At 70.1% G+C, this 18,923-nt stretch carries 16 protein-coding genes; 11 read left to right on the top strand and 5 right to left on the bottom strand.

Features of this window, described 5'->3' with window-relative positions:
* Positions 1–54 precede the first annotated feature (54 nt).
* From H4W31_RS03305 to H4W31_RS03290, 4 genes are all read left to right on the top strand, one after another.
* Entirely contained in the window at positions 55–981 is a 927-nt protein-coding gene (locus H4W31_RS03305; protein ID WP_192765300.1) for an ABC transporter permease, read from the top strand.
* Positions 982–1,074: 93 nt separating this feature from the next.
* Positions 1,075–2,013 (top strand): ABC transporter permease, encoded by a 939-nt coding sequence (locus H4W31_RS03300; protein ID WP_192765299.1) that lies wholly within the window; start codon positions 1,075–1,077, stop codon positions 2,011–2,013.
* 8 nt (positions 2,014–2,021) lie between these two features.
* Positions 2,022–3,068, top strand: coding sequence for an ABC transporter ATP-binding protein (locus H4W31_RS03295; RefSeq protein ID WP_192765298.1), 1,047 nt, complete (start codon positions 2,022–2,024; stop codon positions 3,066–3,068).
* Positions 3,049–4,074, top strand: a complete 1,026-nt coding sequence (locus tag H4W31_RS03290; RefSeq protein WP_192765297.1) for an ABC transporter ATP-binding protein — start codon at positions 3,049–3,051, stop codon at positions 4,072–4,074. The genes H4W31_RS03295 and H4W31_RS03290 overlap by 20 nt, the downstream gene beginning before the upstream one ends.
* A 262-nt stretch (positions 4,075–4,336) precedes the next feature.
* Here the strand turns inward: H4W31_RS03290 and H4W31_RS03285 are convergent, their stop codons facing one another.
* On the bottom strand, positions 4,337–4,654 hold the full coding sequence (locus H4W31_RS03285) for a chorismate mutase (protein ID WP_192765296.1): 318 nt from the start codon (positions 4,652–4,654) through the stop codon (positions 4,337–4,339).
* 311 nt (positions 4,655–4,965) lie between these two features.
* Between H4W31_RS03285 and pcrA the strand changes: the two genes are divergently transcribed.
* Positions 4,966–7,371 (top strand): DNA helicase PcrA, encoded by a 2,406-nt coding sequence (pcrA, locus tag H4W31_RS03280; protein ID WP_192765295.1) that lies wholly within the window; start codon positions 4,966–4,968, stop codon positions 7,369–7,371.
* A gap of 34 nt (positions 7,372–7,405) precedes the next feature.
* Here pcrA and H4W31_RS03275 read toward each other — a convergent pair whose 3' ends face one another.
* A complete protein-coding gene (locus H4W31_RS03275; RefSeq protein WP_192765294.1) occupies positions 7,406–8,389 on the bottom strand; it encodes a GntR family transcriptional regulator in 984 nt (327 codons plus the stop codon).
* A gap of 153 nt (positions 8,390–8,542) precedes the next feature.
* Here H4W31_RS03275 and H4W31_RS03270 point away from each other — a divergent pair, with 153 nt between their 5' ends.
* Positions 8,543–9,652 (top strand): FAD-dependent monooxygenase, encoded by a 1,110-nt coding sequence (locus H4W31_RS03270; protein ID WP_192765293.1) that lies wholly within the window; start codon positions 8,543–8,545, stop codon positions 9,650–9,652.
* Between the two features lie 401 nt (positions 9,653–10,053).
* On the opposite strand, the gene H4W31_RS03265 is transcribed toward H4W31_RS03270, so the two are convergent.
* A complete protein-coding gene (locus H4W31_RS03265) occupies positions 10,054–10,464 on the bottom strand; it encodes a MerR family transcriptional regulator (protein WP_318782998.1) in 411 nt (136 codons plus the stop codon).
* A 158-nt stretch (positions 10,465–10,622) separates the two neighbouring features.
* On the opposite strand from H4W31_RS03265, the gene H4W31_RS03260 reads away from it, so the two are divergent.
* A complete protein-coding gene (locus tag H4W31_RS03260) occupies positions 10,623–11,366 on the top strand; it encodes an SDR family NAD(P)-dependent oxidoreductase (RefSeq protein WP_192765291.1) in 744 nt (247 codons plus the stop codon).
* Between the two features lie 173 nt (positions 11,367–11,539).
* On the opposite strand, the gene H4W31_RS44105 is transcribed toward H4W31_RS03260, so the two are convergent.
* The gene (locus tag H4W31_RS44105; protein ID WP_404825688.1) at positions 11,540–12,277 is read right to left on the bottom strand and encodes a M23 family metallopeptidase; all 738 of its coding nucleotides are present in this window, start codon (positions 12,275–12,277) and stop codon (positions 11,540–11,542) included.
* 538 nt (positions 12,278–12,815) lie between these two features.
* Positions 12,816–13,538 (bottom strand): M23 family metallopeptidase, encoded by a 723-nt coding sequence (locus tag H4W31_RS03250; RefSeq protein WP_192765289.1) that lies wholly within the window; start codon positions 13,536–13,538, stop codon positions 12,816–12,818.
* 446 nt (positions 13,539–13,984) lie between these two features.
* Between H4W31_RS03250 and H4W31_RS03245 the strand changes: the two genes are divergently transcribed.
* The 4 genes from H4W31_RS03245 to H4W31_RS03230 all read left to right on the top strand — a co-directional run bounded on the left by H4W31_RS03245 (position 13,985) and on the right by H4W31_RS03230 (position 18,778).
* Entirely contained in the window at positions 13,985–14,392 is a 408-nt protein-coding gene (locus tag H4W31_RS03245) for a cobalamin B12-binding domain-containing protein (protein ID WP_192765288.1), read from the top strand.
* 745 nt (positions 14,393–15,137) lie between these two features.
* Positions 15,138–16,316, top strand: a complete 1,179-nt coding sequence (sucC, locus tag H4W31_RS03240) for an ADP-forming succinate--CoA ligase subunit beta (RefSeq protein ID WP_192765287.1) — start codon at positions 15,138–15,140, stop codon at positions 16,314–16,316.
* Between the two features lies 1 nt (position 16,317).
* Positions 16,318–17,205, top strand: coding sequence for a succinate--CoA ligase subunit alpha (gene sucD / locus H4W31_RS03235; protein ID WP_192765286.1), 888 nt, complete (start codon positions 16,318–16,320; stop codon positions 17,203–17,205).
* A gap of 226 nt (positions 17,206–17,431) precedes the next feature.
* Positions 17,432–18,778, top strand: coding sequence for a cell division protein PerM (locus H4W31_RS03230; protein ID WP_192765285.1), 1,347 nt, complete (start codon positions 17,432–17,434; stop codon positions 18,776–18,778).
* Positions 18,779–18,923: the final 145 nt, after the last annotated feature.

The following is an 18,923-nucleotide window of genomic DNA, read 5'->3' as shown; positions in this document are numbered from 1 at the left end:
GTCCGGCTGCCCCTCCGGCAGTTGCCGATGCTCGTCTTGCGAAGGACTTGAGATATGTTCCGCTACTTCGTGCGGCGCCTGCTGCAAGGGGTCCTGACGTTTTTCGGGGCCACCTTCATCGTGTACGCGCTGATGTTCGCCAACCAGAGCGACCCGCTCCAGGCATTGGCAGGTGAGCGACCACTTCCGGAGAACGTCCGGCAGGCGCTTACCGAAAGATATCACCTCGACGACCCGTTTATCCTCCAATATGGCCATTACATGAAGGGCCTCCTGACCGGCGACTTCGGCATCTCGCTGACCAACCGGCCCATCGTGGAGATGATGGAACAGGCCTGGCCGGTGACCATCCGGCTGGCCCTCTTCTCGATCATCATCGCGGTGCTCGTCGCCGTGACCGCCGGCATCGTCTCCGGCATCCGCCGTGGCGGCGTCTTCGACACCACCACGCTGGTCATCACCCTGCTGCTGCTCTCGATGCCGATCGTCGTACTGGCGCCGCTGGCGCAGCTCATCTTCGGCATGCGGTTGCAGTGGGTTCCGGCCACGGCCGGCGCCGATTCAGGAATGTTCGCACTCGTGCTGCCGGCGTTCGTACTGAGCAGTTTGGTGATCGCCACCCAGCTCCGGGTCACCCGGGCCTCGGTGGCGGAGAACCTGCGATCGGACTACGTCCGTACCGCCCGGGCCAAGGGCCTCGCCAACCGGCGGGTGATCGGCGTACACGTGCTGCGTAACTCGCTGATCCCGGTCGTGACCCTGATCGGTGTGGACCTCGGCAACCTGATGGCCGGGGCGATCGTCACCGAGGGCGTCTTCAATATCCCCGGCGTCGGGTTCATGCTGGTGCGTGGGATCCGTACGGAGGACGGCCCGCTCGTCGTCGGCTTCGTCAGCATCCTGGTGATCGTCTTCCTGGTGGTCAACCTGGTGGTCGATCTGTTGTACGCGGTACTCGACCCGAGGATCCGCTATGCGTGAAGCGAAGCGCACGAACCAGTCAGCTCAGCGTGTGTGTGCCTTCTGGCGGCGCCGGGCGCAGCGAGGTGGCGGCATGAGTAAGCGAGGCACCCGATGAGCAACATCGAATCTGTAACCCAGGCCGAGGTTCCCACGGCCGCCGGCGTGCCCGTGTCGCCCGACAGTGGGCACGAGAAGCCGCGCAGCCTCACCGGGGACGCCTGGGACGACCTGCGGCGCAACTGGATCTTCTGGACGGCTGCCGTCCTGGTGGTGCTGGTGGTCCTCATGTCGGCGTTCCCCGGCCTGTTCATGTCGAGCGATCCGGAAGCCTGTGCCCTGGCCCGCCAGCACAGGGGCCCGAGTGGCAACGCGTTCTTCGGATACGACTTCCAGGGCTGCGACGTCTACGCCCGCACCGTCTACGGTGCCCGTAACTCGGTGCTGATCAGCCTGATCGCCACCACCATCGCCGGCCTGATCGGGCTGATCGTCGGCATGGCGGCGGGCTACTTCGGTGGCTGGGTGGACGCGCTGCTGGCCCGTGGTATCGACATCGTGCTGGGTATCCCCACCCTGCTCGCCGCGATCGTGCTCGCCCGCCGGCTCTCCTCCGACCCGAACGACTCCGGCTTCTGGGCCGTGGCGCTCACCCTGGGCTTCATCACCTGGACCACCGGTGCCCGGATCATGCGGTCGTCGGTCATCTCGGCCAAGAACCAGGACTACGTCGCGGCGGCCCGGATGCTCGGTGCCGGCCCCGGCCGGCTGATGATCCGGCACATCCTGCCGAACGCCGCCGCGCCGTTCGTGGTGGTACTGACCATCCTGCTGGGCGTCAACATCGCCACCGAGGCCACACTGACGTTCCTCGGTGTGGGTCTCAAGGGCGACGCGATCTCGTGGGGCATCGCCATCTCCGAGTCGGCGCCGTACGTGACGGAGACCGCCCGACCACTGGTCTGGCCGTCGGTCTTCCTGGCGCTGACCGTGCTGGCGTTCATCATGCTCGGCGACGCGATCCGCGACGCCTTCGACCCGAGGCTGCGGTGAGCTCATCCATGACCGATATCAAAGCCGAGATCGACGTCCTGCCCGGACTGGATTCCAGTGCCCGGTTGCTGGATGTCGAGAATCTGCACGTCGAATTCCGTACCCAGGCCGGCGTGGCCCGGGCGATCAACGGGGTGGACCTCCACCTCGATCCCGGTGAGACGCTGGCGATCCTGGGCGAGTCCGGATGTGGCAAGTCGGTCACGGCCCAGGCCATCATGGGCATCCTCGACTCGCCACCCGGATTCGTCACCGAGGGCGCCATCCGGTACCGGGGTGTCGACCTGCTGAAGCTGCCGGAGGAGCAGCGCCGCAAGGTGCGGGCCAACCACATCGCGATGATCTTCCAGGACGCGCTCTCCGCGCTGAACCCGGTCTTCTCGGTGGGCTTCCAGCTCGCCGAGCTGTTCCGGGTCCACCGTGGAACGTCCCGGCAGGAGGCGCGACGGCGGTCGATCGAGCTGCTCGACCTGGTCAAGATCCCCGCCGCCAGGCAGCGGATCAACGACTATCCGCACCAGTTCTCCGGCGGTATGCGGCAGCGCGTCATGATCGCGATGGCGCTGGCGCTGGATCCCAAGGTGCTGATCGCGGACGAGCCGACCACGGCGCTCGACGTCACGGTCCAGGCGCAGATCATGAACCTGCTCGCCGAACTGCGGCGGGAACGGAACATGGGCCTGATCCTGATCACGCACGACATGGGCGTGGTCGCCGACGTCGCCGACCGGATCTCGGTGATGTACGCCGGCAAGGTGGTCGAGGAGGCGCCGGTCCTGGACATCTACGCCCGGCCGGCACATCCGTACACCAAGGCTCTGCTGGAGTCGATTCCGCGGCTGGACATGAAGGGCCAGCAGCTCAACGTGATCAAGGGTCTGCCGCCGAACCTGCTCCGGATCCCGGCCGGTTGCCCGTTCCATCCGCGCTGCGCGTACGCCCGGGATGAGTGCCGGGCCGACCCGCCGCCGCAGCAGTACGACGTGGCGCCGGCCCGGACCGCGCGTTGCCATTTCTGGACGGAGGTGGTGGGCGATGAGCCAGCCGGAAGCTAAGGATGTGGTGCTGGAGACCAACAGTCTGGTCAAGCACTTCCCGATCACCCGGGGCATCGTCCTGCAGACGCAGATCGGTGCGGTACGCGCGGTTGACGGCGTCGACCTGAAGCTGCGCCGGGGCGAGACCCTCGGCGTGGTGGGGGAGTCGGGCTGTGGCAAGTCGACGCTCGCGAAGCTGCTGGTCGGGCTGGAGAAGCCGACCAGCGGCTCGATCAACGTGCGTGGGCAGGACATGACCCGGCTGCGCGGCACCGAGTTGCGGCGGGCCCGCCGCAACATCCAGATGGTGTTGCAGGACCCGTACACCTCGTTGAACCCCCGGATGACGGTCGGCGACATCATCGGCGAGCCGTTCGACATCCACACCGAGGTCGTGCCGCGGGGCGAGCGGAAGCAGCGGGTCCGGGAGCTGCTGGACCTGGTCGGGTTGAATCCGGAGCACATCAACCGGTATCCGCACCAGTTCTCGGGTGGTCAGCGGCAGCGGATCGGGATCGCCCGGGCGTTGGCGCTCAAGCCGGAGATCATCGTCTGTGACGAGCCGGTGTCGGCGTTGGACGTGTCGATCCAGGCGCAGGTGATCAACCTGTTGGAGCGGCTCCAGGACGAGTTGGGACTGTCGTACATCTTCATCGCGCACGACCTGTCGGTGGTTCGGCACATCGCCGACCGGGTCGCGGTGATGTACCTCGGCAAGATCGTGGAGATCGGGGTCGAGGACGAGATTTACGAGCGGCCGACGCATCCGTACACCCAGGCTCTGCTCTCCGCGGTGCCGGTGCCGGACCCGACGCTGCGCGGGCAGCGGGACCAGATCGTCCTGGAGGGCGACGTCCCGTCGCCGGCCAACCCGCCGTCGGGTTGTCGGTTCCGGACCCGGTGCTGGAAGGCGCAGGACATCTGCGCCGAGCAGGAGCCGGCGCTGACGACGCGGGAGAGTTCCGCGCATCCGAGCGCCTGCCACTTCGCCGAGGTGCGGGACGTGGTACACGCGGTCGAGTAGACCACTCAGGCGCCGGTGGTGGGCCTGACCCGGCCTGACCACCGGTGGAAGTAGAACGCCTCCTCATTGCCCGGGGCGCGGGCCGCCATCCATGCGGCCGGCGTCCCGGGCTCGCGTCCGGGCCTTGTCGGCGATGCTCCCGGGCTCGGCGACACCTCCGGGATCGGCGATGCCCCCGGATTCGGCGATGCCCCCGGGATCGGGGTTACCTCCAGGATCGGGGTTACCTCCGGAGTCGGCGTCGCGTCGCGCTGGTGGCGGCTCAGAGCGGGCCGCGACCGGCCCGCAGCAGCAGGAGGGCGAGCTGGGTGCCGTCCGCGCCCAGCGCCTCGCGGAACCGGTCCAGGATCTCGCGCTCGCGGGACAGTACGAGTCGGGTGCCACCGGAGGCCATCCGGGTCCTGCCGACCTGCTGGGACAGGGCGGCACGCTCCTGCCAGAGGGCGATCAGTTCGTGGTCGATCTCGTTGATCCGCTCCCGCAGCCCGAGAATGTGCTGTGCGGCGTCCGGCTCGCTCGTCCCGGTCTGGATGCCGGCGCCGGTCGACTCGACGGGCTGCTCCGCGACCTCTGTCGCCATGGGGTCCTCCTTGGGAGATAGGTCCCCGGTGCCCGGATCCCGATGCGAAAAGCCCCGGGCTCCAGGAGCCCGGGGCTTTTCGTAGGTCATGTTCAGGCGCGACCCACGGCTGCCGGACTTCCGGAGCCGTAGAAAAAGTAAGGCAGCACCCGATGGATCACGACCCGAGTATGCCCAGCCGGCGAGGCCCTTGGCAAGCGACTTGGCGATCCTGGGACGACATTCGCCGGTGCCCGGCCGGTTCCGGAGTACGCCGGGTGCGGCGAGCGGAGGCGTGGGTTGTCCGCCCGGCGGCATAGACTCGCCAGGCGATGCATGCTCTCTTCGAACCCCCGCCGCCCCACGTCCCGCCGACCCAGGATCCGCCCCGGCGCCGCCCGTCGGGCCTCGACCCGCAGGCCCTGCTGGACGGGCTGAACGGGCCCCAGCGGGACGCGGTGACCCATTCCGGCTCGCCCCTGCTCATCGTGGCCGGTGCCGGCTCGGGCAAGACCCGGGTGCTCACCCACCGGATCGCGTACCTGCTCGCCGCCAGGGACGTACATCCCGGGGAGATCATCGCGATCACCTTCACCAACAAGGCGGCCGGGGAGATGAAGGACCGGGTCTCCGCACTGGTCGGTCCCCGGGCCCGGCTGATGTGGGTCTCGACGTTCCACTCCGCCTGCGTACGCATCCTGCGGGCCGAGCACGAGCACGCCGGGCTGAAGTCGACCTTCTCGATCTACGACGCCGACGACTCGCGCCGGCTGATGCAGCTCGTCACCCGGGAACTCGACCTGGACCCGAAGCGCTATCCGGCCCGGGGACTGACCGCCCAGGTGTCCAACCTGAAGAACGAACTGGTCGACCCGGAGACGTTCGCCGCCCGGGCGAGCGGGCCGAACGAGCGGGCGCTCGCCGAGGCGTACACCCGCTATCAGCAGCGGCTCGTCGAGGCGCACGCGCTGGACTTCGACGACCTGATCATGGCGACGGTGCATCTCCTCCAGTCGCACCCGCACGTCGCGGAGAGCTACCGCCGACGGTTCCGGCACGTCCTCGTCGACGAGTACCAGGACACCAACCACGCGCAGTACACGCTGGTGAAGGAGCTGGTCGGCGGCACGCCCGGCATCGCACCGGCCGAGCTCTGCGTGGTCGGTGACGCCGACCAGTCGATCTACGCGTTCCGGGGCGCCACGATCCGGAACATCCTGGAGTTCGAGCGGGACTTCACCGACGCCCGGACCATCCTGCTGGAGCAGAACTACCGGTCGACCCAGACGATCCTGAACGCGGCCAACGCGGTCATCGACAACAACACCTCGCGCAAGCCGAAGCGGCTGTGGAGCGAGGAGGGCGCGGGCGAGCAGATCGTCGGCTACGTCGCCGACACCGAGCACGCCGAGGCGGACTGGGTGGGCCGGGAGATCGACCGGCTCGGTGACGCCGACGAGGCCCGCCCGGGTGACGTGGCCGTCTTCTACCGCACCAACGCCCAGTCCCGGGTCTTCGAAGAGGTGTTCATCCGGGTCGGACTGCCGTACAAGGTCGTCGGCGGGGTGCGGTTCTACGAGCGCAAGGAGGTCCGGGACGCCCTGGCCTACCTGCGCGCCGTGGTCAACGACGACGACACGGTGAGCATCCGGCGCATCCTCAACACCCCACGGCGGGGTATCGGGGACCGCGCCGAGGCCTGCGTGGAGGCCCTCTCGACCCGGGACCGGGTCTCGTTCGGCCAGGCACTGCGCCGGGCGTCCGAGGCACCGGGCATCTCCACCCGGTCCGCGAACGCGATCGCCGAGTTCGTCGCCCTGCTCGACGGGGTGCGCGAGATGGCCGCCACGGCGCTGCCGGAGGAGGTGCTGGAGGCGGTACTGACCCGCTCCGGCTATCTCAGTGAACTGGAGGAGAGCCTCGACCCGCAGGACGCGGGTCGGGTGGAGAACCTCCAGGAACTGGTCAGCGTCGCCCGGGAGTACACCGAGCGGGTGGAGGCGCTGGCCGAGGAGGGCGACCCCGGTGCCACCCTGGCCGGCTTCCTGGAGCAGGTGGCGCTGGTCGCCGACGCCGACCAGATCCCCTCGGACGACCCCGACCACCAGGGCGTGGTCACCCTGATGACGCTGCACACCGCCAAGGGCCTGGAGTTCCCGGTGGTGTTCCTGACCGGCCTGGAGGACGGCGTCTTTCCGCACCTGCGCGCGCTCGGCGACACCCGCGAGTTGGAGGAGGAGCGCCGGCTGGCGTACGTCGGGATCACCCGGGCGCGGCAGCGGCTCTACCTGTCCCGCGCGGTCACCCGGTCGGCCTGGGGCCAGCCGTCCTACAACCCGCCGTCCCGGTTCGTCGACGAGTTGCCGGAGGACCTGGTCCGCTGGGAGCGCACCGGGGCCGCGTACACGTCGTGGTCGGGCACCGGTGGCGGCGTCGGCGGCCGGTCCGGGGGCGGGGACCGGTCCGGGGGCTACCGGGGTGGCGGCTTCAGCGGCGGGACCCCCAGGGCCGCGCAGCTCGCCCAGCGACTCGGCGTGGACGGCAGCCGACTGACCACGGCGAGCGAGTTGCCGCAGGCCCCGAAGGTCGTGGTCGGGGATCGGGTCAACCACCAGCGGTACGGCCTCGGCCGGGTGCTCGCGGTCGAGGGACACGGTCCGGGCGCACGGGCGCAGATCGACTTCGGCGACCAGACGCTCTGGCTCGTGCTCCGGCACGCCCCGATCGACAAACTCTGACCCGCGCGGGCACCGCCCCGGTGTCGGGCCCGGCTCAGCCGGCCGGCCCGGGGCGCTGCCCGGCCCGCTCCTCGACCAGTGCGGCGAAACCGTCGAGCAGGGCCCGCAGCCCGGTCTCGAAGAGCCGGTCGAGATCGAGGTCGTAACCGGTCCGGGCGAAGCTGGTCAGCAACTTGGCGTAGGTGGGGGCGTTCCCGGAACCGGCCAGCGCGTCGAGCGCCGGAGCCTGCCCGTCGATCCACTCCTGCTCGGAGATGCCGCTGGCGGCCCTGGCCTGAGCCTCCCGCTCCAGGTTAGCGGCGAGACCCTGCACGAAGCTGTAGACCAGGATGTTCAGGTCGAGCATGGTGGCCGGGTCGAGACCGAGTCCGTCCAGGGCGGCGAGCACCCATTCGCCGTGCACCATCAGGTTGGGCAGCGGCAGTGGCCTGGTGAGCGGGCTGAGCTGGGCCAGCCAGGGATGGCGCTGGTGCAGTTCCCACAACGTCCGCGCGCCCAGTTCCAGCCGGGCCCGCCAGCCGTCGGGTGCCGGCCCGGGATAACCCCGCTCCCCGTACGCCGCGTCGGCCATCAGCAGGGTCAGTTCCTCCTTGCTGTGCACATAGCGGTACGGCGACATGGTGGCCACGCCGAGCCGGGCCGCCACACCACGCATGGACAGCGCCTCCAGCCCCTCGGTGTCGGCGATTCCGATGGCGGCGTGGACGACGCGTTCGCGGGTCAGCTCGGGTTCGGCCGGGTGGGCCGGGTTCGGGGTGGGGCGTCGCCGACTCCGGCTCGGCTCCGGCTCCGGGTCCGGGGCGGCGACGACGGTGCCGACCCGGGGCTGGGCCCGTACGACGCCCTCCTGGTTGAGCGTGGTGAGCGCCCTGGTGGCGGTGGCGAGGGCGACGCCCCACTCGCTGGCGAGCTGCCGGGTCGAGGGCACCCGGTCGCCGGGCCGGAGTTCCCCCTCGGCGACGCGTCGACGGATCTCCCTGACGATGCGCAGGTAGGGCGGCTCGACTGTGGCGGCCACCGGTCACCTCCCTCTCTGTCCTAGTACAGATGCTACCCGAACGGGCCTGTACGGTGCTGCCTGTCCTAGTACACAACTGCGGATTTTCCCTGTTGCGCGGGTTGAACGTACGCCGTACATTGGCTGGCACGTACAACGTAACAGGAGGTTCTGATGGAGAGCGTTCTCATCTCTGGCGCCAGCGTCGCCGGCCCCGCCCTGGCGTACTGGCTGCGTCGCCGCGGCTTTGCCGTCACCGTGGTCGAACGGGCTCCGGCGCCGCGTACCGGTGGGCAGGCCATCGACATCCGGGGCGTGGCGCTGGACGTGGTCGACCGGATGGGCATCCTGACGCCGCTGCGCCAGCTCCGTACCCGGATGCGGGGCATGTCGATGCTCGACGGCGACGGCAACGAGGTCATGCGCTCCACCGAGATGGCCCTGAGCAGCGGCCGGCTCGACAGCGCGGACATCGAGGTGCTGCGTGAAGACCTGACCCACCAGTTGCACGAGCTGACCCGGCCCGACGTCGAGTACGTCTTCGACGACTCGATCAGCCGGCTGGTCCAGGACGAGCACGGCGTACGGGTCGAGTTCGAGCGGGCCGCTCCGCGTACCTTCGACCTGGTGATCGGTGCCGACGGCCTGCACTCCACGGTACGGCGGCTGGCCTTCGGCCCGGAGGCGGAGTTCGTGCACCACCTCGGCACCTACCTGGCGGTCTTCCGCACGGAGAACTTCCTGGACCTGGCGGACTGGCAGGTCTGGATGCGGGACGGCACGGCCGGCTGCGGCATCTATCCGGTCCGGGGCAACACCGAACTGCGGGTCAATCTCGGATTCGAGTCCGAGCCACTCGACTACGACCACCGTGACACCGACCAGCAGCGCCGGCTGCTCGCCGAACGGCTCTCCGGACTGCGCTGGGAGATCCCGAGGCTGCTGAAGGAGATGTGGCAGGCGCCCGACTTCTACTTCGACGCGATGGCACAGGTCCGGATGGACACCTGGTCGACGGGGCGGGTGGCGCTGCTCGGCGACGCCGGCTACTGCCCCTCCCCACTGTCCGGCCAGGGCACCAGCCTCGCCCTGGTCGGCGGCTACCTGCTGGCCGACGAGCTCGGCGCGGCGGCCGGCGACCACCGGGCGGCGCTGCGCCGGTACGAGCAGCGCATGCGCCCGTTCGTCGAACTCAACCAGGCACTCGCCACGGAGAACCCGGGTGGACCCGCCACGGAGGAGTCGATCGAACGGGCCAAGAACGCCATCTCACTCGACCGCTGAGGCGCCAGGGGTGGTGTAGGTTCGCGTTGAAAATGTCGGAGCCTGCTTGGCTGAGCTGGAGTTGAGTCGGCTTGCTCTCGTAGCCAGGTGCGGTCGACGCGGTCGCCGTTACGTGCGCGGGGGATCCTGATTCGTTGCTTCGCCGGTGTGCGGACGAAGGTGAAGCCGGCCGGTCTGGCGTACTCATCGAGGATCTTGCGGGAGAACCCGGTTTCGGCGATGAGCGTGGTGATGTCTTTGCCGGCGTCGACGTTCTCGCGTTGGAAGAAGTCGCGGGTCAGCAGCGCGGCGGCGCGGGCGCGGACCTTGCGGGCCGTGACCCGGCTGCTGCTGGTGTACCCGCCAACGGCGAAGCGCGCGTCCATGCGGTATTCGCGCAGTCAGCTCACTTCAGCCATGGACTACTCAGACGGCGCGCACTGGGCGTTTGGCGCCCATAGCTGGTCGGCGTCACCGGCAGCGAGCCGGCCTCGGTAGACGTCGATCTTGTGATCAATGATCTTGAGGTTTTCCTGTAGCTCAGCGAGCTTGGCGCTAACGTCGGCACGGTGGGCCTCCATAAGGGCAAGGCGTTCCTGCTCGTTGCCGCGCCCGGCCGAGACGAGCTGGGCGTAGCGCCGGATGGTCTTGATGGGCATGCCAGTGGCCCGCAGCCTGGTGCAGACGGTGATCCAGTCGAGGTCCAGCTGGTGATAGCGCCGTGTGCCTCCGGCGGTGCGGTAGACAGGGGTGACGACCAGGCCGGCGCGTTCGTAGTAGCGCAGGGTATGCGCGCTGACCCCGGTGCGGCGAGCGGCCTCGGCGATGCTCACACCTGCCTGGGAGACAGAGCGAGTGAGCCCTGATGCCGGCTGCGACTTGACTTGGAGCACGCTCTAAATCCTAGCGTCGTGGTCATGAGTGCTTTAACACTGCTGAAGACCACGGTCGACGACCGCAGGCTGGCCGTTCGTGGGACGGGAGTATCCCGATGAAGGCGTTGGTGACCGGCGGGACGAACGGACTGGGACTCGCCATGGCCTCCGCCCTGGCCACGGCGGGAGCGACGGTAGCGTTGACCGGCCGATCCGGCGAGCATGCGAACTCGGTTGCCGGTGAACTTCCCGGGGCGTTCGGTATCGAACTGGACGTGCGAGACGAGTCGTCGGTGACAAGGGCGGTCGACCAGGCGTGGTCGCGGCTCGGCGGCATCGACATGCTGGTGAACAATGCCGGGATCGGCATGCGCACGGTCAACCCGCGCTTCATGACGCACTCGCAGGCCTTCTGGGAGGTTCCCGCCGACGGCTTCCGCGCGGTGATTGAGACAAACCTGACAGGCTACTTCCTGGTGGCGCGCGAGGTCGCGCCGCGGATGCTGGCCGCTGGCGGCGGACGCATCGTCAACATCTCGGTGAGTGAATCGACCATGCAGCGGGCTGGCTTCGTCCCCTACGGGCCGTCGCGCGCCGGCAGCGAGTCGCTTTCCCGGATCATGGCCGCCGACCTGCGGGACACGGGCGTCACCGTCAACCTGCTGCTGCCCGGTGGCCCGACCGTCACGGGCATGTTGCCGCCCGGCACCGTGTCCGAGGGACGGCGATTCTTAGAGTCGGCGGTGATGGGCCCGCCGATCGTCTGGCTGGCGTCCGACGACGCGGCCGGCGTGCACGACGAGCGGATCGTCGCCGTCGAATTCGAGCGTTGGCTGCGCGACAGGAACGGCAGGAGGTGAGGCGGGACTGACGGCCCGGCCTTCGACCGGTCAGGCGCCATCGCTGAGACTGAGCCCAGAAGGTCGGGCAGGCCGCTAACGATGACACGTACCTGCCCGACCAGGCGACGTTCGTGAGGCGTCAGCCGTACCCAAACGTCGCGCCGAAAGATCTAATGAGAACCTACAGGTGGTCAGCAGCCGAGATCCACGCCGTGCTCCCGCATCCAGGGCCCGGGGTCGACCTGGTTCCACAACCCCTTGTGCACCTCGAAGTGCAGATGCGGACCCGTGACGTCGCCGGTGGCACCCTCGTACCCGATCACGTCCCCGGCGGCGACCCGGGCGCCGACGCTCACCACGGTCCGGTTCTGGTGGGCGTAGTGGGTCAGGTAGCCGTTGCCGTGGTCGATGACCACCGAGATGCCGTACCCGGTGTAGGCCCAGCCGGCGGTCACCACGGTGCCGGCCCCGGCGGCGCGGATCGGGGTGTTCTCCGGCATCGCGAGGTCGATGCCGGCGTGCATCGTGCCCCAGCGCGGGCCGAAGCACGAGGTCGTCTCGGCTCCCGGCAGCGGATTGACCCAGCCGGCCGGGCGCCGGGTCGCGGTCGACTTCGAGGCCGGTGCGGAGCCACCGGACCGGGCGGTCCTGGCGGCCGTGGGCCGGCTGCTCGTCGAGGGAGCGACGGTCGGGGTGGGGGTCGGGGCGAGGGTGGGGGGTGCGGGATCCCGCTCGGACCGGTCCGCACGCTGCGCGGCGGAGGAGCGGGCCGATTCGTCCGCCGCCACCGTCACCCGGTCGCCGGGCTCGTCGGCACCGCCCGCCACCGCCACGGCTCCGCCGGCCACACCGAGCCCGAGCAGCGCGACCAGCCCGGTGACGAGGTACGGAGTCCGGCCGCCGAGCCTGCGCCGGGAGCGGTGCCGCACCGGTTGGGCGGAGCCGGCGTCGTACCCGCGCCGAGGCCCGCCGTCGGTGCGCCGCCCCTCGGCGGAGTCCTCGGCACTGTGCTCGCTGCCGCGCTCGCTGCCGCCATCGGGCTGGCCGCCGTTGCCGGGCTGGCTGCCGTCGTCGGGCTGGCTGCCGTCGTCGGGCTGGCTGCCGTCAGCCGGCTGGCTGCCGTCAGCCGGCTGGCTGCCGTCGTCGCGGTGCTGGCTCTCGATCGCCTCGGGCTTGCTCGGGTCGGTCTCCGGCACGGGTCGGTCCCTTCGGATGGCGGCATGGACCCGAGAATGCTGGTCGATGGCCTGGCGAGGCCGTGCCATCGGGTGGCCGGACAGGGGTGCGGGCAGCGGTCGGAGCCCCGGCACGATGCCGGAAATCGCGGCAACTGACCGCTATGCCCGACCGCCTCGCTGTGGCGTCGCTCATATCCGCCGGTGTGGCGCACGGAACTTCACCGCGCGACGGCAAAAAGAAAACCGCCCAACCGGTGAGGGTTGGGCGGCGAACCGGCGTGACGCGGAGTCAGGAGGCGGCTACGTCGCTGTACGGATCGTCGACCTGTAGCTGAAGGTCCACTTTCCGGTCCCGGAGGTAGGGGATCGGGTCCGTCGGCTTGCCGTTGACATGCAGCTCAAGATGCAGGTGGGGACCGTAGGAGTGTCCGGTGAAGCCGACCAGGCCCAGCTGGTCGCCGGCCTTGACCTCCTGGCCCTCCTGGACCATCACCTGCGACGAGTGCCCGTAGATCGACTCGGTGCCGTCGGCGTGCTGGACGATCACACAGAGCCCGTAACCGCCGAACCAGCCGGCCTTGGTCACCGTGCCCGAGTGGACCGCCTTGTAGGGCGTGCCCTCGGGGGCGGCCAGGTCGACACCGGCGTGCAGCTTGTTCCACCGGACGCCGTAGGGCGAGGTGAAGCTGTAGTCGTCGAGCGGGAGCCGCCAAACGTCGGGGGCGGCAGCCAGCGTGGATGCCAGGCCGCTGCGGTCGTTGTCCCGGGAGGGCCGCTGGGCGTCGGTCGTCCGATCGCTCCGGTCCGCGCTGGTCGCGGCGGCATTCTCCAGATCCGCGAGTGCGGAGGGACTGACCGCCTTCGCGTCCGGCATGGCACCCGCGCCAAGCGCGACGACACCCGCTCCGACGAACGCGGTGGTGACGACGGCGGCATAACGGCTGCGCGGGGGTGTGGGGACGCGACGTCGCCCTCGATAGCGATCGGGCTCAGACGACAGGCGCTGGCGCACGCACACCCTCCGTTGTCGGGTCAGTGTTGCGACCGTCACCGGTGTTCGGATGATCAAGGTGAACTCCGGCTGACCGCGTTGTCGCCGGGTCGTGGACCTGATGACAACCGTGGGCCACGGTAGCCAACCCCTAGGCCCGCCACAAGTCGCAGCGCCAGATTGTCGATGACCTGTGCGGGTGTCCGTCATGGAATGCCATCTCTCGTAACCTTTTGCGGCCACCCTCGTTAGTAGCGTTCAGTTACCCTCTGTGCAGCGGACCGTGATCGAGGCGGTAGAGGCCGGGGAATCCGCCGGAGCGACCCTTAAGGGTCGGCGCGGCGTTTCCCGGCTGACCCTCCCGGGCCCGACGGGCGATGGCGATGAGGGGGATTTCCGGGTGGCCGGCAACCGGGTTACCGTTCGTTAAGGTAATTCCGGCGGTGTCCTGGAGAGGTGTTGCGCTGATGAGTTCTCGGATCCGGGTCGTCGTCGCCAAACCCGGTCTGGACGGCCATGACCGGGGCGCCAAGGTGGTCGCGCGGGCCCTTCGGGACGCCGGCATGGAGGTCATCTACACCGGGCTGCACCAGACGCCCGAGCAGATCGTCGAGACCTCGATCCAGGAGGACGCCGACGCGATCGGCCTCTCGGTGCTCTCCGGGGCGCACATGACGCTGTTCCGGCGGGTACTGGAGTTGCTCGCCGAGCGCGACGCCGGGGACCTGGTCGTCTTCGGCGGCGGCATCATCCCCGACGCGGACCTCCCGGAACTCGAGCGACTGGGAGTAGCCAAGATCTTCACGCCCGGGGCCACCACCGGTTCGATCGTGGACTGGGTCCGGAAGAACGTGGGTCAGCCGGTCGGCGGCTGACCGGTCCGCCCCGCCGCGCTCGCGGCCCCTTCGCGCGCCTGCGCTGTCCGGCCTCTACGCGCTTGCGCTGTCCGGTCCCTCTGCGCGCTCGCGCTGTCCGGACCCTGCGCTGTCGGGTCCCTCTGGGCGCCGTCCGGCCGGCCGGCTGGCCGTACTCCTCGGCGGCTGGCCGTGGGAACTCAATTCCGGTAACCCCGACGACGACCGTCCACCTGCCGGTGGCGGCCTGTAGCCGGTGCGGTCTGCAATATATGGAATGGGGGAGAGGCCGGACGCACCCCTCACACGTCCGGCCTCTCTATGCGCGATGCCCCGCCGCCACCCCTCGACCGACAGGGCATCGGCCGTCTCCGTCGCCGCGCTCCCCCAGCGCTCCGACATCAGACTCAACGACGCCCTTTACGCCGAGTTACGCCGCCACGGAAATCTTTTGCCCCGCGGTGCGGCCAGGCCCTCCCGTCAGCGCGTACGGCGTCTTTGCGCAGCCCGTACCGGCCCGTTGCGGTGATCCGTGCGGCGGTCGGCGGTCCCGCCGTTCACGCCTGCGTACGGGTCGGCTTTTTCGTGCGGCGCTGCTCCGCTCGGTGTGCGTTACCGCACACCGAGCACCCACGTGGATGCCGCCCGTGGTCACCTCGCTAGGCTGCGGCCGATGGCCTGTTGTTCCTCATGACGGGCGTCAACCCATTAACACGCTGGCGGCGGTGCGACGGCGCGCCGCGGAGACGGGACGGGACGCGCAATCGTGGACCTGTACGAATACCAGGGGCGTGAGCTGTTCGAGCGGCACGGTTTGCCCGTGCTCGCCGGCGGTGTCGCGACGACTCCTGAGGAGGCCCGTACGATCGCCGAGCGCCTCGGCGGCCGTGTGGTTGTCAAGGCTCAGGTGAAGGTCGGCGGCCGGGGCAAGGCCGGCGGCGTCAAGCTCGCCGAGGGCGCCGACGAAGCGGTGGCGCGGTCCACCGACATCCTCGGGATGGACATCAAGGGCCACACCGTCAACAAGGTCATGATCACCGTGACCGCGGACATCGCCGAGGAGTACTACTTCTCCTACCTGCTCGACCGGGCGAACCGCACCTTCCTCTGCATCGCCAGCGTCGCCGGTGGCATGGACATCGAGCAGGTCGCGGCCGAGACGCCGGAGCGGGTCGCCAAGGTGGCGATCGACGCGAACACCGGAGTCGACGAGACGAAGGCCCGGGAGATCGCCGAGGCCGCCGGATTCTCCGGCGACGTCGCCGACCAGGTGGTGCCGATCGCGGTACGGCTGTGGCAGGCGTTCGTGGCCGAGGACGCGACGCTGGTCGAGGTGAACCCGCTGGCCAGGACGGCGTCCGGCGAGGTGCTCCTGCTCGACGCGAAGATCACGCTCGACGAGAACGCCGGTTTCCGGCATCCGGACCACGAGGCGCTGGTGGACCAGGCCTCGGTGGATCCGCTGGAGCAGCGGGCGAAGGAGAAGGACCTCAACTACGTCAAGCTGGACGGCGAGGTCGGCATCATCGGCAACGGCGCCGGCCTGGTCATGTCCACCCTCGACGTGGTCGCCTACGCGGGCGAGTCGCGCGGCGGCGTCAAGCCGGCGAACTTCCTCGACATCGGGGGTGGCGCCAGTGCCGCGGTGATGGCCAACGGGCTGGAGATCGTCCTGTCCGACCCGTCCGTACGCAGCGTGTTCGTCAACGTCTTCGGCGGCATCACCGCCTGCGACGAGGTCGCCAACGGCATCATCCAGGCGCTGGCGCTGCTCCAGGAGCGGGGCGAGAAGGTCGAGAAGCCGCTCGTGGTACGTCTCGACGGCAACAACGCCGAGGCGGGGCGCGCCATTCTCGACGGCGCCGCCAACCCCCTCGTCGAGCGGGTGGACACTATGGATGGCGCGGCCCAGCGGGCCGCCGAGCTCGCGGCTGCGGGGGTCTGAGATGGCAATCTGGCTGACCAAGGAATCAAAGGTCATCGTCCAGGGGATGACCGGGTCCGAGGGCTCCAAGCACACCAAGCGGATGCTGGCCGCCGGTACCAACGTCGTCGGCGGGGTGAACCCCCGCAAGGCGGGTCAGAAGGTCTCCTTCGACGGTGTCGAGCTGCCGGTCTTCGCCAGCGTCGCGGACGCGATGGCGAGCACCGGCGCGGACGCCACCGTCATCTTCGTACCGCCGCAGTTCACCAGGACAGCGGTGGTCGAGGCGATCGACGCCGGCATCCCGCTGGCCGTGGTCATCACCGAGGGCGTGCCGGTGCACGACACCGCCGCGTTCTGGGCGTACAACGTGGCGCAGGGTGAGCGGACCCGGATCGTCGGGCCGAACTGCCCCGGCATCGCGTCGCCGGGTGCCTCGAACGCCGGCATCATCCCGGCCGACATCACCGGTTCCGGCCGGATCGGCCTGGTCAGCAAGAGCGGCACCCTGACCTACCAGATGATGTACGAGCTGCGGGACATCGGCTTCTCCACCTGCGTCGGCATCGGTGGTGACCCGATCATCGGCACCACCCACATCGACGCGCTCGCGGCGTTCCAGGCCGACCCCGAGACCGACGCCATCGTGATGATCGGTGAGATCGGCGGCGACGCCGAGGAGCGGGCGGCCGAGTTCATCAAGGACAACGTGACCAAGCCGGTGGTCGGGTACATCGCCGGATTCACCGCGCCCGCCGGCAAGACGATGGGGCACGCCGGCGCGATCATCTCCGGTTCGGCGGGCACCGCCGAGGCGAAGCAGGCCGCGCTGGAGGCCGTCGGCGTGAAGGTCGGCAAGACGCCGAGCGAGACCGCCCGGCTGATGCGACAGATCATGTCCGGCAACTGAATCGACAGCCATCCCCGGGGTGCTCGGCCCGCGCCGATCGCCCCGGGGACCGGGCTCGGGTACGGGTCGGAGCCACTTAGGCACCCGGTCTGGTAACTCCGGGTCCGACGATCGGCCGTGCCGGGGTACGCGGTACGGCCGGATCAGCGGGTATCGCCCGACGCGGGGCCTACGTACGGTGGTGTCGTGAACCGGCCGACCCGCTGCCGTGCCAGAGTAGGCCCTGATGCCACCCACTGTCCCTGAGCGGCCCCGCCGCTCCGATGCTCCGCAGTCCGGCCTGACCGAGCCGGCGCAAGGGCCGGAGCCGGACGGGCGTGACCGGCCGGAGTCCTCCCCCAGCAGGCCCGTCGAGCAGGACCGCAGACCGCGTCGACCGGCGCCGCAGCCGAGATCGGGTGGCAGGCGTACCGGGCGGGCTCCACTTCTGGTGGCCGCCGGGGTGGCCACCTGTTGGGCGGCCGTGGTCTCCTACCTGCCGGTGACGGTCGTGCTCGGGGTGGCCCAGTTCGCCGAGGGAAGCGGCTCGATCGTCGGTGCCGCCCGGCTGGGCCTCGCCGGATGGCTGCTCGGGCACGGCGTACGGCTGGACACCGGGGCCGGACCGCTCGGCCTGGCACCGCTCGCGCTCGCCATGCTCGCCGCGTGGCGGCTGGCCCGGGCCGGTGTGCACGTCAGTCGCGCGATCCGGGCCCGGGAACATCCGACGATGGGACGGGCGATCGGGGTCGCGGGCACGATCGGGATCGGGTACGGCGCACTCGGTGGGCTCGCCGCGCTCCTGCTCGGCGCCGGCGGGCCAAGTGTCTCGGCGCCCCGGGCCATCGGCACACTTACCGCCTTCGGCACCCTCGCCGCGCTGGTCGGCGCGCTGCGTACCACCGGTGCCCTGGGCGTACTCGCCCGGCGCACCCCGGCGGTGCTCCGGCACGGGCTGCGTACCGGGGTGGTCGCCGCCTTCCTGCTGCTCGGTGCGGGTGCCGGTGCCGCCGGACTCGCGGTGGCCACCGGCGGTGGCGAGGCCGGCGACATGATCGGTGCCTACCGCACCGGGGTCCTGGGCCAGGCCGGAATCACCCTGGTCAGCCTCGGCTACGCGCCGAACGCGGCCGTGTGGGCGGTCAGTTACCTGCTCGGCCCGGGATTCGCGGTCGGTACGGACACGGTGGTCCGGACCTCGGAGGTGTCCATTGGTGCGCTGCCGGCCGTACCGCTGCTGGCCGGGCTCCCGCAGGGGCCGCTTGGCGGCGTCGGCGGAGCCGTGCTGGCCGTGCCGGTGCTGGCCGGGATGGGCGCGGGCTGGTTGCTCGCCCGGCGGATGATGCGGGTGGCCGCCGATCGGAACCTGCCGGCACCGGGTTGGGGCTCGATGCTCTGCGCGGCGGCGCTCGGTGGGCCGGTCGCCGGGGTGGTGCTCGGCGGCGCAGCCTTCATGTCGGGCGGATCCCTCGGTGGAGGCCGGCTGGCCGAGGTCGGCCCGGCCTATCTACAGGTGGCGGCGGGCGCGACAGTCGTCGTGTTGATCGGCACCCTGATCGGCGCCGCCGCCAACCGGGTGGTCGCCCGCACCTGATCTCGCGCCGGTCGGAGTACCGCAGCGGGGTACCACTGTCCGGAACACCGGACCGATGGCCGTGGCCGCGGCGACGCCCGAGGACCGTGCGGGCCGGAACGTCCGTGGGGCGCCCCGAAAGCTCGGAGCGCCCCACGGCGGACTG

This window comes from Plantactinospora soyae (assembly GCF_014874095.1).
Taxonomy (GTDB): domain Bacteria; phylum Actinomycetota; class Actinomycetes; order Mycobacteriales; family Micromonosporaceae; genus Plantactinospora; species Plantactinospora soyae.
This window is presented reverse-complemented; position numbering and strand designations above follow the sequence as displayed.